14 protein-coding genes and 1 pseudogene are annotated in these 13,568 nt (G+C 71.1%); 8 read left to right on the top strand and 7 right to left on the bottom strand.

Annotated elements, in window-relative coordinates; genetic code table 11:
• Window positions 1-72: 72 nt before the first annotated feature.
• Together AB0I04_RS18250 and AB0I04_RS18255 are read right to left on the bottom strand one after the other, a co-directional pair.
• Window positions 73-780, bottom strand: coding sequence for a Mut7-C RNAse domain-containing protein (locus AB0I04_RS18250; RefSeq protein ID WP_360885746.1), 708 nt, complete (start codon window positions 778-780; stop codon window positions 73-75).
• 79 nt (window positions 781-859) lie between these two features.
• Window positions 860-2,041 (bottom strand): FAD-binding oxidoreductase, encoded by a 1,182-nt coding sequence (locus tag AB0I04_RS18255; RefSeq protein ID WP_360885747.1) that lies wholly within the window; start codon window positions 2,039-2,041, stop codon window positions 860-862.
• Between the two features lie 154 nt (window positions 2,042-2,195).
• On the opposite strand from AB0I04_RS18255, the gene AB0I04_RS18260 reads away from it, so the two are divergent.
• Window positions 2,196-2,966: a class III extradiol ring-cleavage dioxygenase gene (locus tag AB0I04_RS18260; protein WP_360885748.1), complete on the top strand. Its 771-nt coding sequence runs from the start codon at window positions 2,196-2,198 to the stop codon at window positions 2,964-2,966.
• Between the two features lie 71 nt (window positions 2,967-3,037).
• On the opposite strand, the gene AB0I04_RS18265 is transcribed toward AB0I04_RS18260, so the two are convergent.
• Window positions 3,038-4,402, bottom strand: coding sequence for an FAD-binding oxidoreductase (locus AB0I04_RS18265; protein ID WP_360885750.1), 1,365 nt, complete (start codon window positions 4,400-4,402; stop codon window positions 3,038-3,040).
• Window positions 4,403-4,464: 62 nt separating this feature from the next.
• Here AB0I04_RS18265 and AB0I04_RS18270 point away from each other — a divergent pair, with 62 nt between their 5' ends.
• The 5 genes from AB0I04_RS18270 to AB0I04_RS18290 all read left to right on the top strand — a co-directional run bounded on the left by AB0I04_RS18270 (window position 4,465) and on the right by AB0I04_RS18290 (window position 8,610).
• Window positions 4,465-5,457, top strand: coding sequence for a WYL domain-containing protein (locus AB0I04_RS18270; protein ID WP_360885751.1), 993 nt, complete (start codon window positions 4,465-4,467; stop codon window positions 5,455-5,457).
• A 264-nt stretch (window positions 5,458-5,721) separates the two neighbouring features.
• Window positions 5,722-6,603 (top strand): hypothetical protein, encoded by an 882-nt coding sequence (locus AB0I04_RS18275; RefSeq protein WP_360885752.1) that lies wholly within the window; start codon window positions 5,722-5,724, stop codon window positions 6,601-6,603.
• Window positions 6,604-6,842: 239 nt separating this feature from the next.
• Window positions 6,843-7,343 carry a hypothetical protein gene (locus AB0I04_RS18280; protein ID WP_360885754.1) on the top strand — a complete coding sequence of 167 codons (501 nt, stop codon included), beginning with the start codon at window positions 6,843-6,845 and terminating at the stop codon, window positions 7,341-7,343.
• A 148-nt stretch (window positions 7,344-7,491) separates the two neighbouring features.
• A complete protein-coding gene (locus tag AB0I04_RS18285; RefSeq protein WP_360885755.1) occupies window positions 7,492-8,145 on the top strand; it encodes a hypothetical protein in 654 nt (217 codons plus the stop codon).
• 93 nt (window positions 8,146-8,238) lie between these two features.
• Window positions 8,239-8,610 carry a YrdB family protein gene (locus tag AB0I04_RS18290; protein ID WP_360885757.1) on the top strand — a complete coding sequence of 124 codons (372 nt, stop codon included), beginning with the start codon at window positions 8,239-8,241 and terminating at the stop codon, window positions 8,608-8,610.
• 50 nt (window positions 8,611-8,660) lie between these two features.
• Here AB0I04_RS18290 and AB0I04_RS18295 read toward each other — a convergent pair whose 3' ends face one another.
• The 3 genes from AB0I04_RS18295 to AB0I04_RS18305 all read right to left on the bottom strand — a co-directional run bounded on the left by AB0I04_RS18295 (window position 8,661) and on the right by AB0I04_RS18305 (window position 10,257).
• The gene (locus AB0I04_RS18295) at window positions 8,661-9,266 is read right to left on the bottom strand and encodes a DUF305 domain-containing protein (protein ID WP_360885759.1); all 606 of its coding nucleotides are present in this window, start codon (window positions 9,264-9,266) and stop codon (window positions 8,661-8,663) included.
• Between the two features lie 70 nt (window positions 9,267-9,336).
• A complete protein-coding gene (locus AB0I04_RS18300; protein WP_360885760.1) occupies window positions 9,337-9,780 on the bottom strand; it encodes a DUF6153 family protein in 444 nt (147 codons plus the stop codon).
• A 21-nt stretch (window positions 9,781-9,801) separates the two neighbouring features.
• Window positions 9,802-10,257 carry a MarR family transcriptional regulator gene (locus AB0I04_RS18305; protein ID WP_360885762.1) on the bottom strand — a complete coding sequence of 152 codons (456 nt, stop codon included), beginning with the start codon at window positions 10,255-10,257 and terminating at the stop codon, window positions 9,802-9,804.
• Between the two features lie 81 nt (window positions 10,258-10,338).
• Here AB0I04_RS18305 and AB0I04_RS18310 point away from each other — a divergent pair, with 81 nt between their 5' ends.
• Both AB0I04_RS18310 and AB0I04_RS18315 read left to right on the top strand, forming a co-directional pair.
• On the top strand, window positions 10,339-11,061 hold the full coding sequence (locus tag AB0I04_RS18310; RefSeq protein ID WP_360885764.1) for a VOC family protein: 723 nt from the start codon (window positions 10,339-10,341) through the stop codon (window positions 11,059-11,061).
• A gap of 308 nt (window positions 11,062-11,369) precedes the next feature.
• Window positions 11,370-11,924, top strand: a complete 555-nt coding sequence (locus tag AB0I04_RS18315; protein ID WP_360885766.1) for an ATP-binding protein — start codon at window positions 11,370-11,372, stop codon at window positions 11,922-11,924.
• Between the two features lie 262 nt (window positions 11,925-12,186).
• On the opposite strand, the pseudogene AB0I04_RS18320 reads toward AB0I04_RS18315, so the two are convergent.
• A pseudogene (locus tag AB0I04_RS18320) lies at window positions 12,187-13,568 on the bottom strand (LuxR family transcriptional regulator); the annotation flags it as partial.

Genomic DNA, 13,568 nt, shown 5'->3' on the forward strand with positions numbered 1-13,568 from the left:
TCTGCAGTCGCTCTCATCGGCTCGCCCCCGGGCATCGGGTCGGCTCTGCAGCCGCGCTCGCCGCCGCTTCGGCTAAGCCCGGCGGGCCGCCTCCACGATCGCCGCCAGCCGGTCGTGGTGGGCGCCCTTCCAGTAGAGACGGCCGCAGGCCCCGCACCGGGCGTAGTCGTCGTAGCTGCGCCGGGTGCCCGGCTCCAGGAGGTGCTCGATCGTCTCCTTGCCGACCGACGCCAGCAGGCCGTTGCAGGCGGTGCACCGGCTCCACGGCGCGAGCGGCGGCGTGAACCGGTCGAGGACGTCGCCGAACTGCGCGTCCGGGTCCGCCCCGCGAACGTACGCGCCGAACCACAGCTTCCGGCGGCGGAGCAGCCCGCGATCCTGCGTCAGCAGGATCCGCTTCTCCCGGTTCGCCAGGTCGATCAGGGCGTCGTCGTCGATGTCGTTGTGGTAGTCGGTGTCGACGCCGACGAGCCGCAGCCGCCGGGCCAGCGTGCCGAGGTGGACGTCGAGCGTGAAACGGGGCGGGGTGACGGGCAGGGGCTGAGGCCGGCGCACCGCGGACACCTGGACGAGGTCCCCGCCCCGAGGGCGGTACGACGGCGGCACCGCGCGGCCGTCGACGGTGAGCGCGCCCACCTCGGGAAGCGGGACGCCGAGGGACTCCACCAGGTGCCCGAGGGAGGAGGTCCCGTCCAGGGCGACGGAGACCGATCCGTTCCGGGACGCCGGAGGCAGGAAGAAGCGGAGCTCCGCGGCGAACTCGAGCAGAGCGTCACTCATGGGATGCCCGTCGAACTCATACGACCCACATCCCCGCCGAGCCGCGGACCATTCCGTACGGATCGTCGCTTTCAGGATCCTAGGACGGTGTTCCCGAATCCCTGGGCCCGGCATACCGCCGTTCCAGCTGTATCGGCCACTGAACCGGCACGGGGGTGGGTTCGGCGGGCCGGGCCCCCGTCGGTTCGGTGAACCGGGCCGGCCGGAAGGGCCGGAGCAGCGCCGACTCCTTGCCGTACACCTCACCGGCCACCAGGTCGCCGAGGAGGGGCGCCAGCGTGATCCCGCTGTGCGTCACGACGGTGTAGACGCGCGCCTCCGGGTCGGCGAAGCCCGCGACGGTGAGGCGGTCGGCGGGCATGGCGCGCTGACCGACGCGGGTCCGCTCGACCCGCGCGCCGTCGGCGGCGGTCAGGACCTCCGGCAGCCGGGCGAGCATCTCGGCGCCGACGTCGTCCGGCGGCGGCGTCTCGGGGTCGGCGGCGTCGTCGAGATCGACGGCCTGGAGCATGAGCCGGCCGCCGCCGTCGGGGCGTACGTTCAGGCGGTCGCCGGTCAGGACACGCGCCAGCCGGGCGGGGACCGGAGTCGTCGTGACGAGGAAGCCGTTGGTGACCGAGCCCGACACGCGGGGGTCGAGCACGGGGACGTCGACGAGCCCGCCCGTCCACCGGCCGGCGCAGGTCACCAGGACGTCGGCGGCGCGGACGCCGCCGTCGGCGAGTGTCACGCTGACCCCGCCGCGCCCTGACTTGATCTCGCGTACGGCCGCGCCGGTCTCCACGCGGCCGCCATGGTCCCGGGTCTCGCCGAGGAGCCGGGCGAGGAGCACCGTGGGGATCACGTGCCCTTCTTCGGGGAAGTAGACGTAGTCCGTGCCGTCGGGCTGGGCGGCGAGGTCGGGTTCGAGCTCGGCGGCCCGGTGGGCGGTGATCCGCTCGATGGCGTATCCGCGGTCGCGGAGCCGCTCCACGCGGGCGGTGAGTTCGAGGCGGCGCGCCTCGCCGTTCGCCCACTCGAGGTGCCCGGTGGGGACGAAGCCGTCGCCGCCGAGCGCGTGGTAGGCGTGGACGGCGGTGTGGTTCAGCGCGAAGTAGGCCTCGGGATCCTTGTCGTTGGCGTTGACCCAGGCGAATGACGTGCCGGTGGTGCCCGCGCCGGGGAAGCGCCCCTCCAGCACGGTCACCCGGGCGCCACGGCGGGTCAGCCCGGCGGCGACGGCCGCGCCGACGATGCCGGCACCGATCACCAAGACTCGCATGCTCGCGACGGTAGCGAAGTCGGTCCACCAGGTGAGGGAGCGGCTCCGTCCCTGTCGGGTTCTTCACCATCACTTGGACAGAAAAGTTGAGTGTTCAAATAAATCGCGTACTCTAGGGAGGTAAGTTGAGCGTTCAATCACTTGGAGGGTCGCCATGTCCGGACGGATGCCGGTGATCTATCTCAGCCACGGGGCACCGCCCCTGGCGGACGACGCGACCTGGCCCGGCCAGCTCGCCGCCTGGTCGGCCGGCCTGCCCCGTCCGAAGGCCATCCTCGTCGTGTCGGCGCACTGGGAGTCGGCCCCGCTCGCCGTCGGCGCCACCCGCACGGTCCCGCTGACGTACGACTTCTGGGGCTTCCCCGAGCACTACTACCAGGTCACCTACCCCGCGCCGGGCGCACCCGAGCTGGCGGGCAAGGTCCGCAAGCTGGTGGGCGGCCCGGTCCACGAGGACCCGGAGCGCGGCCTGGACCACGGCGCGTACGTCCCGCTGGTCGAGATGTACCCCGACGCCGACATCCCGGTCCTGCAGATCTCCATGCCGACCCTGGACCCGGAGCGGCTCCTCGCCCTCGGCCGCCGCCTCGCGCCGCTGCGCGACGAGGGCGTGCTGATCGTCGGCAGCGGCTTCTTCACCCACAACCTGCGCGCCCTCTCCATGGACCCGAACCCGGAGAACGCGCCGGGCTGGTCGAAGGAGTTCGACGCCTGGGGCCGGGAGACGCTCGCCGCCGGCGACCTCGACGCACTGCTGGACTTCGAGCACCGGGCCCCGGCCGGCCGCCTCGCCCACCCGCGTACGGAGCACTTCGCGCCGCTGTTCGTCGCCCTCGGCGCCGGGGAGGCTGAGCTCGGCACCCAGCGCAGCGTCATCGACGGCTTCTGGCTCGGCATGGCCAAACGCTCCATCCAGCTGGGCTGATCGGGCCGGCAGCGAGCTCTCCAAGCAACCCGCCGACGGGAACCGCCTCGTGCGACGGCTCGGCAGGGCCCTCAGCGCCGACCGACCGCGTGGTTGGCCTGGATCACGCCCTCCGGGTCGTACGCCGTCTTGAGCTCGGTGAGCCGCCGGTAGGTCTCCGGCGCGAACCCCGTCCGCACCTCGTCCTCGCCGAGCGGGCCGTAACTGAAGTTGAGGGACCGGCCGAGGGCCTCGCCGGCGAACGGCGCGAGGATGTCGTGGTGCAGGGCGCGGACCTTGTCCTCCTCGCCCGGCTCCACCGGCGACAGGATGTTGAGCAGGTAGGCGGCCTCTCGGTGCCCGACGGCGTTCGAGACCCGGGGCGGCCGCGAGAGCGCGCCGCCGAGGTGCCGGAGCCCGACCACGCACATCACCGGGGCCGCCGGGCCCGCCGTCTGCGGCAGCGTCGCGAGCGCGGCCGGGTCGAGCGCGCGCAGCAGACGGTTCTGTGACCGGTAGGCGTGGGGCCGGTCGGGTTCGTCGAAGACCGTGCCGGACTCGGTGTAGGGCAGGACCCGCAGCGTGTCCTTCAGACGCGGGCCGAGGGCGCGCAGCGGCGCCGCCAGCTCCCGTCCGTCCGCCTCGGAGCCCAGGTAGGCGACCTGGATGTGCGCGACATGCCGGCCGCGCAGCGCCTCCGGCAGCATCGGCAGGTCGGGGTAGGACAGCACGGTCACGCCCGAGGTCAGCTCCTCCGGCGCCGTCTCCGTCCACCGCCGCCAGGCCTCCAGGACGTCCGGTACCTCCGCGACGTCGAAGTACAGGCCGCCGCCGAAGATCGTGCTCACCGGCAGCAGATCGACCTCCATGCCCGTGACCACGCCGAAGCCGCCGCCGCCACCGCGCAGCGCCCAGAACAGGTCCGGCTCGGACTCCGCGGTGACCTCCCGCAGCCGCCCGTCGGCGGTGACGATCTCGAACCGGCGCACGTGGTCGGCGGCGAAGCCGTGGCGGCGCGCCATCAGGCCCACGCCCCCGCCCAGGGTGTAGGAGACGGCCCCGACGCCGGGGAAGCTCCCGGACAGCGGCGCCAGCCCGTACGGGGCGGCCGCCTCGACGACGTGACGCCAGGTCGCGCCGGCCTCGACCCAGGCCGTACGCGCCTCGGGATCCACCCGGACCCCGGACATCCGGCGTGTGTTGATCAGTACGCCGTCCTCCAGCGTGCGGCCCAGTCCATGCCCGCTGGCCTGCACCGTCACACGCACGCCGCGCGCGGCGGCGAACGCGACGCCGGCCCGTACGTCCTCTGGGCCGGCCGCTCCCACGATCACCGCGGGCCGGTGGGGGTTCAGCCGCTGGAACCCGAGGCGCTCGTCGTCGTAGCCGTCGGCCTCCGGCAGGTACACCTGGCCGGTGAGGCGGTCGATGTCCAGATCCCTCGCTGTCTCGCTCATGGCGAGCACGTTAGAGGCCCTTCCGGACACATCTTGTCCGGAAGGGATGGGAATCTGGATCCATGAGCGAGACCCGCAAGGACCTGCCCGGCCGGCTGCTGCGTCTGCTGTCCCTCCTGCAGGGCAGACGGGAGTGGTCCGGCGCCGAGCTCGCGGAGCGGCTGGGCGTCACCGACCGCACGCTGCGCCGCGACATCGGGCGGCTGCGCGCGCTCGACTACCCGGTGGAGAGCACGACCGGCACGGCCGGTGGCTACCGGCTGATCTCGGGACGTAACCTCCCGCCCCTGCTGCTGGACGACGACGAGGCGATCGCGGTCGCGCTCGGCCTGGCGACGGCCGCGGGCGGCGGCGTGGCCGGCCTCGAGGAGAGCTCCATGCGGGCGCTCGCCAAGCTGGAGCAGGTCCTGCCGGCCCGGCTGCGGCCCCGCCTGGCCGCGCTGAGCGATGCCACCGTCGCCGTTCCCCGCCCTGACGCGCCCCGCGCCGATCCCGCCGTCCTGGCGGTGATCGCCGGGTGCCGCCGCGACCACGAGATGCTCTCCTTCGACTACCGGAACCGGGCCGACCAGGTCGGCGCCCGCCGCGTCGAGCCGCACCACCTGGTCACTCTCCAGGGACGGTGGTATTTGATCGCGTACGACCCGGAGCGGGCGGACTGGCGGACCTTCCGGGTGGACCGGATGGAGCGCCCCACACCCGCCCATCGCCGCTTCGCGCCGCGTGACCTGCCCGCGCCGGATCCGGCCGCCCACCTCGCCCGCGTCTTCGCCGCCGCGTCATACCGCCATACCGCGCGGATGACCGTCCGGCTGTCCGCCGACGCCGTACGGGCCGGGGTGTTCGCGTCGATCCCCGGGGAGGTCGAGGACCGGGGCGCCGACGGGTGTGCGATCCGGCTGAGCGCGGAGTCCGCCGACCTCGTCGTGCAGTACGTCGCCGCGATCGCGGCCCTCGGCGCCGAGTTCACCCTCGACGCCGCTCCGGAGATCGCCGAGCGGGTTCGGGTGCTCGGCCGCCGGCTCGAGGAAGAGTCAACATCTTCTCTCTCCTGAACCGAGATTTTGCCCATTGACGGAATCTGTGGGTGCGCTCGGCGAGCCTCGGTCACGACGGCGTTTTGCGCCGGTCAGGACACCTTCGATAGCCACCGATAGAACGAGCCTATAGGGCCCTAGTTTGGGGACATATTACCTGCGCGTAGTGTTATATGCCGATTCGCGAGGGATGATGGCCATTGGCGACCCCTGGCTAATGAATCAAGGGCTGTCATGTTTTAGGGCTCTATGCCATTCCGATACAAAGGAGGCTCAACTGTGGTGAGGAAAGCGTCCGTGTGCGGCCTTGCGGCCGCCGCTGTGGCGAGCGGCCTCCTCATGGCCTCGCCTGTACACGCCCAGAGCCGTACCGCGATCCCGACCGGCGCCGTGGCCGCCGCTGCGGGGAACCTCGTCTCCGCCGTTCCCGCAAGCGACGGCGAAGGGCGTCGCGGGCGTAACGTGACCAGCGTCGGCGGCGTCGGCAACGTCACCGGCAGCGCGGGCGCCCGAGGCGGCGTGTCCCGCAGCAGAATCACGAGCAGCGGCAACGTCGTCCGCACGCGCGTCGGAATGAGAGAACGGCCGCGCGTCAGGGTGGTAGAGCGCCCACGCTTCATCAGGGTGCCGGAGCGCGTCAGGGTCGTAGAGCGCCCGCGCTTCATCAGAGAACCGGAGCGCCCGTTCTTCCCGGGTGAGCGGCCCGGAACGAACATCAGCAACCGCAACGAGAACATCACGAGCGTCGGTGGCGTCGGCAACATCACCGGCAGCGAACGCGCCCGGGGCGGCGTGACCGGCAGTACGGTCACGGGCAGCGGGAACGTCAGCGGCTCGCGCATCGGAATGGGGGAGCAGCCGCGCTTCAGGATGGAAGAGCCTCGCCAACCTCTCCGTGAGCCCGGACGGGCCGTCACCAGCGTCGGCGGCGTCGGCAACGTCACCGGCAGCGCGGGCGCCCAGGGCGGTGTCCGGGAAAGCACCATCCGGGGCAGCGGCAACGTCTCGGAAAGCCAGATCGGGACCGAGCGTTCTCGCGGCGGCGAAGAGACGACGAGCGTGGGCGGCGTCGGCAACGTGACCGGTAGCCCCGGCGCGACCGGCGGCGTCTCCGGCAGCACCGTCGAGAACAGCGGCAACGTCTCCGGCAGCACGATTGAGTGACCGACCGTAGGAGATGAGAGACGACGATTCGAGGGCACAGGCCATGCCTGTGCCCTCGGCGTCGAGTCGCCTACAGGTGTCGGCTATGAAAAGGGCGATTTAAAGTTACGTTACTGGTTTATTGTGTTATCTCCAGCTTATCCAGCAATAATGGCTTATGTGTAGGCCTCCCGCCGACGCGGCCCAAGAGGGTCGCCACCTCAGAACGTTATGCGCTTTTGGTAAAGAGGAGGCTCAACGTGTTGAGGAGAACTTGGGTCGCATCCGGCCTCGCGACCGCCGCCACGGCGAGCGCGCTCACGCTGGCGTCGCCGGCGACGGCGTCGCAGAGCGCGACGGTGGCGTCCGCCCACAGCCAGATCGTGGCGATGGCCCAGGGCGGTGTCGGTAACGCGATCGCGTACGACCACCATCGGCGCCACTACCGGCACTACCGGCATCACCGTCCGTATCGGCATCGGCATTACCGGCACTACCGGCATTTCCGCTACCCGCATCACCGGCATCACGTCCGGGCGTTCTTCCCGCGTGAGCGGGTGAGTGAGCCGCTCCTCCCGCGTGAGCGCGTGAGTGAGCCGCTCCTCCCGCGTGAGACCGGCACGAACATCAGCAACCGCAACAGCAACGTCACGAGTGTCGGCGGCGTCGGCAACGTGACCGGCAGCCCAGGCAGCGTCGGCGGCGTGACCGGCAGCAACGTCACCGGCAGCGGCAACGTGACGGGCAGCGACATCGGTTGAGTCGAGCACTTGCCGATGCGACAGGGCCGCCGATCCGATCGGCGGCCCTCTTGATCGCTGCGGGCCCGGCGAGGGGGAACTGATCATCGCGGCGCGGCGTCCAACTCGGGCCACGGGGAACGCCGTCGATTCGTGAACGGGAGCCGGGATGACCGTACGCCGTCCGGGACGTCCGGAGGACCTGCCGTCCGCCGAGATCATCTGGGCGCGCTGGGCGGCACTGGCAGCGGTCCTGTCCACCCCGGGAGCGGGTCGGCCCGGCTACCGCCTGGACGACGACGGGCTGCACCTGGACACCGTCGGCAGCACCTGGGCGGCGATGACGCGGCGGGGCGAGGGGCGGGCCGTGCTGTTCGGCGAGGACCAGGCGGGCGGGACCAAGTGGCATGAACCACCGGTCGACGTGCTCGCCGGGGCCCCCGACTGGCTGCCGTACGAGCGGCTGGAGGACCACCTCGAGGCCGGCGAGCTCGGCTTCGTCTACTGGTACGACGACGCGACGTGGCGCCGGGCGCCGTATCCGGCCGGCCTGGAGGACGACGGCATCGGCGCCACGTTGGGCCGGTTCGCCGTCCGCTCGGACACCGCGTGGGAGATGGAGAGCCGGCTGCGCGAGCGGATCCCCCATACGAACGCGCCGTTTCAGGCCGCCTGCGCCCGCCTCCTGACGTACGCCGAGCGCCAGGCGGTGACCGCCGGGATCGTACGCGGGTTCGCCGAGCAGATCGGCTGGCCGGACGTCGACGTCACCGCGATCAGTACGGCCGCGCGCCGTGCCGGCCTGACGCGTCCCGCCGGCTGAGCCCGGCCGGGCCGAAGCCGACCGGATGCGCTTTCTGGCCATTTTCGGCCTACTTTTAGGCCCGTCCTCATCGGGTGTCCTACTGTCAGGCGCGTGATCCCTCGACCACTGCATCTGGCCAACGAGGCGCTGGCGTTTCTTCTGGAGCTCATGGCGCTCGCCGTCCTCGCCTGGTGGGGTGTGCGGGCCGGCGATGGAGTCCTGCTGAAGGCGGTGCTGGGTATCGGGGCACCGGCCGCGGCCGCGGTCATCTGGGGGATGTTCGCCGCGCCGAAGGCCCGGGTGAGGTTGCCGCTCCCCGGCGTGCTGCTCGTCAAGGCGCTGGTGTTCGGCGTGGCCGCCCTCGCGCTGTACGGCCTGGACCACTCCGGCCTGGCTCTGGGGTTCGCCGTCATCGCCATCGCCAACACGGCGATCGCGACCCTCGACCGGAACGCCCTGATCCGGAACCGCCCTCGACCCTGACGGGCGGGTCCGTCCGCCCCGGACTCGCCGGAGCGGACGGACGCCCCGTGTCACATCGAGGCGAGGAGCTTCCTCATCGCCTCGATCTCCGCGGACTGGGAGGTGACGATCGAGGAGGCGAGGGCCTTGGCGTCGGCGGACGATCCGCTCGCCTGCTCGGCCTTGGCCATGGTGACCGCGCCCTGGTGATGCTGGATCATCATCTGCAGGAACGCCTTGTCGAACGGCTTGCCGGACAGCGTTCCCAGCTTCTTCATGTCCTTGTCGGACATCATGCCGGAGCCGTGGTCCATGCCCATGTCACCGGACGAGGGGGACGCGCCCCAGGACCGCAGCCAGCCGGTCATCTTCTCGATCTCCGGCTGCTGCGCTCCTTCGATCTGACCGGCGAGCTTCTTGACCTTGGGCGAGGACGCCTTGGCGGCGGCCTGCTTCGCCATCGTGAGCGCCTGCCGGTGGTGCGGGATCATCATCTGCGCGAACATCACGTCCTGGGCGTTGTGCCCGGACGCCGACGGCGCGGAGCTCGCACCCATCGAGTGAGCCGGCATCGAGTGGCCGCTCATGGAGTGCCCGGAGTCGCCGTCCCCACCGCCGCAGGCGGCGAGGGTGAACGCGGCGACCGGGACGACGATCAGGGAGAAAGCGCGCTTCATCGGTATGTCTACCTTCCGTACCAGGATGTGGTGAAGAGACGTCGTGGCTCGGTGAGAGCCAGGACGTCTGTCACAGCCGGAGTACGGAGAGTTGGAAGATCGACGGTGTGGGCGGCGGGCGCCCGCCGTGCCGGCGGCGCAGCCGGGCCCGTCGACGGCTTGGGGCGCGCCGAAAGGCGGACCGCCCGATGAGGACGGTCAGCAGGATCAGAAGGGACGCGACGAGCAGCAGGCCCAGGCAGGTGCGCCCGCCGGGGTGGTGAGGCGTCGGTGAGAGGGGTGCGCGCGGTCCGGTGCCCGCCCTTTCATGGACGGGCTCGGCGGCCTGGTGGGACGTCATGGAGCCGTCCGGCCCGCTCGCCATGGACATCAGCGGCAGGCCGTGGGAGTCCATCGGACCGTCCGACGCCTGCAGCCCGTGCATGGCGAACAGCCCGGCCACGACCAGTCCCATGAGCAGCAGGCGGCACAGAGACGCCCGTCGGACGCCTCCCCACCTCCTGACACCGCTCATGTCCGCCGAGCCTACCTCCGGTCAACCGTCGTCATCGCCGGTACTGGTGCGAAGCTCCTCGGTCGCCTCCTGGTACGCCCGCGCCGCCCTGCGGAAGTAGTCGAAGAGCGTCGCGACCTCGTCGGGGGAGTACCCGGCGAGGATCTCGCCGACCTTCCGTCGCGCCGGATCCACGGCCTCGTCCACTCCGATCGGCCGCAAGACGTGCTCGATCACGACCTTCCGGCGGTCGGCGGGGTCGGGGACCCGCCGTACGTGACCGGCGCGTTCGAGTCGGTCGATGAGCCGTGTCGTCGCTCCGGTCGTGAGCCCGGTGTGCGCGGCGAGCAGGCCGGAGGTCATGGGGCCGGACAGCTGGAGGACGTTGATCGCGTACAGGTCGGTGGCGCCGAGGCCCACCGCCGCCGCACTGGCCTGTCCGTGCAGCACGACCGCGCTGAGGTACCTCCGGTAGACCTCGTGAGCGTCCTCGGGCATTGACCGCATCGAAAATCTTCCTTAAGTTGATATCTGCACAGACGCAGATGCTCTTCAGTGTAGACGTATGGAGGATCGGACATGGCGAACGACGGTCGTTTCGTGTGGCATGAGCTGCGAGTTCCCGACCCCGCCGCGGCGGGCCGGTTCTACGGGGAGCTGCTCGGATGGTCGGCCGATGCGGTGCCGACCGGCGTGACCTTTCGCGCGTCGGGTGTCCCGATCGGCGGGGCGAGCGACGTCAAACCCGGCATTCCGAGCCACTGGACCCCCTTCGTCGCGGTCGCGGACGTCGACGCCGTCGCCCGGGGCGCTGCGGCGACCGGCGGCATCGTGACCAGCGGCGAGCCCGCGGACGTTCCCGGCGTCGGCCGTCTCGCGCCCATTCTCGACCCGCATAAGGCGATCTTCGCAGTGCTGCACCCGCTCACCGAACCGGTGCCGTCCCGGGAGGTGGGCGCCTTCGTCTGGGCCCGGCTGCGCACCCCGGACGTCAAGTCCTCCGCCCGGTTCTACGAGCAGGTGATCGGCTGGTCCGCGACGCTCTCGCCCGAGGGCGACGCGGCCGTCTTCGACCTCGCCGACGGGACGCGGGTCGCGGAGGTGCTGCCCGCCACGCCGGAGGACCCGTTCGGGTGGCTGCCCTTCGTCCGGGTCGGGGATCTCGAGGAGAGCCGGGACCGCGCGGCGGCCCTCGGCGCGGTGGTTCCCGGAACGCCGGTGGAGGTGTCGGGCGGCCGGGGCCGTTTCTCGATCATCCGGGATCCCCAGGGAGCGGCGATCGCCCTGCTCGAGTCCTACTGATACGGTCTCCGCCGGGTCACCGCCCCGCCGAGAGGGGTCCTGCGGGCCGCGCCGGTGATACCTACGTCTCGACTACCTACATGGAATACGTACCCATACGGGTGTTTTCCCCGTCCCCAATCCCGGGACGACCGAGCATGCTCGTGGTCATAGCCGATTTCGAATGGCGACGACCGAAGGTACGAGACGATGTGTCAGCACCAACCACAGTGTCCGCCCGCGGACCGTACGGTCCGCGACGCGACGCGCCTCGTCAGCCTCCGCCCGAGGCGGGATGGGATGCTGCCCACCCGCGAGAGGCGGGCACCATGAATCGGCTCATCGAGTTCACCGGTCCCCTCATGAGCGAGCAGCAGTCGAATGGCCATCGCGCACCGAGGTGCACATGGCAGACGTTCGACGCCGCCGTCCCCCATGACGAGCTCGCCGTTCCCCCTGCCGAGTCGGGGAGCGGCCAGGACGCCGCCGTCTCCTGGCCGCTTCCGCCATCGCCCTCCTCTGTGCGCCTCGCCCGCCGGCTCGCCGGCGAGCAGCTGGAGCACTGGAGGCTCGGCGATCAGCGTGACGTCGCCGAACTCCTCGTCAGCGAACTCGTCACCAACGCCGTACGCCACGCGGAGGGTCAGATCGATCTGACCGTACGCGTGCGGGACGGCGCGGTGCGGTTCGAAGTGCACGACGAGGACGCCGCGTCGGCCCCTCGCATCCGCCGTGTCGGCAAGGGTGAGGAGGGCGGACGCGGGCTCCATCTGGTCGCTCTGCTGTCCAGTGGCTGGGGAACGACCCGTACGGAGCACGGAAAGGTCGTCTGGTTCGAACTCCGGACGAGCGGACCATCTCAGGACGACAACGCCGACATGTGAGGGAGGTGGCAGTAAATACCGACAGCGATACCCGTTTGATGCCTCGCAAAGGGTCCGGGGGCCGGAGGCGGGCCCCCTCGCCAGGACGCTGCCGCCCCCGGACCTGCCCACATGGCACGCGAGCCGATCGGGACATGATCTCCCCCTGAGAGCTTGAGACTTTCCAAACCCCCCACATAGACGTCGAGACCGGTATGTCCCCCGTATGCCGGTCTCGGCGTCTTTCTGGGTGAGACCTCTTTCTGGATGAGACCTCGCGGCCTCAGAAGGCCGCTGCCGCGATGGCCGGCTCCTCCTCCAGCGCGAAGGCGATCGCGTGGTCGAGCCCCAGCCGTGCGCCGCTCCGGAAGGCGTCCGCGAACGCCCGGCCGCCCAGCACCTGGCGCGTACGCGCGACGCAGTTCCGATGCGACTCCTCGCTGTAGCGGACCACCATCGGGGAGGCGTGCACGGCCTGCCAGACGGAGTCGGCGGCGCCCAGCAGCCGAACGGCACGAAGATGGTCACCGCGCGCGCAGGCGGTCCACCCCATCACCTCCAGGAACTGCACCAGCCCCCAGCGGTCGTTGATGACGGTCCACGGGATGGCCACCTGGCGCATCATCGCCTCCGTGTGGCGCCAGTCGCCCTGGATCCAGGCCGCGATCGCCACGCCGAACTGCGCGTACGCCCGGAACAGCGGGGCGTTGCGCTCATTGCACAGCGCGATGAGCTGCTCACCGAGGACGGCCGCCTCGTGCGGGGCCGTGGCCGAGCAGTACACCGAGGCGAGGTACAGGTTGAGGGCGAGGGCGTCGAGGTCGCCGAGCGCTCGGTGCCGGTTCCGTGCCTCTTCCAGCAGCGCGTAGCCCTCCTTGGGATCACCGGCGGAGCACGCGACGACCCCGGCGATCTGGAGGGCGAAGGCGAGGGACGACTCGTCGCGCGACTGCTCCGCGAGCGCGCGGCACTCGGCGACCCAGGTGCGGGCGCTGGCGACGTCGCCCTGGTAGAGGGCGAGCAGGGCGTCGGCCCACAGCGCGGTGAACCGCGCCGGATCGCCCTCGGAGGTCAGGGCGAGGCCGCGATCCAGCCAGTGCCGTCCCTCGGTGATGGTGCCGGTGATCACCCAGTACGACCACATCGCGGAGGCGATGTCGAGCCCGGCCACGGGGTCATGCGCCCGTGTGAAGCACGAGTCCAGGGCGATGCGCAGGTTGGCGATCTCGGTCTGCAGCAGCCAGTACCGGTACACCTGATCGGGCACGATGCGGTCGATCCGGTTCGCGTCGGCCAAGCGCCGGTAGTGGGCGCAGCGCGCGTGGCAGAGCGTGGTCTCCTCCGCAGGCGTCAGGTGCTCGCGGCCGTACGCGCGGATGCTCTCCAGCATCCGGTAGCGCGTCGTGGTGCGGACCTGCTGGGTGGTGAGCACTGATTTGTCCACCAGGCCGGAGATCAGGTCGAAGATCTCATCACGCGCGATCCCGTCGCCGGAGCAGATCTCTTCGGCGGTGTCGAGGTCGACGCCGCCGGGGAAGGTGGCGAGGCGGGCCCAGAGGTGTTGTTCGGCGGGGGAGCACAGGTCGTGGCTCCAGTCCATGGTGGCGCGGAGGGTTTGGTGGCGGGGGAGGGCGGTGGTGCTGCCGCCGGTGAGGGTGGTGAAGC

This window comes from Actinoallomurus sp. NPDC050550 (assembly GCF_040655075.1).
GTDB lineage: Bacteria > Actinomycetota > Actinomycetes > Streptosporangiales > Streptosporangiaceae > Actinoallomurus.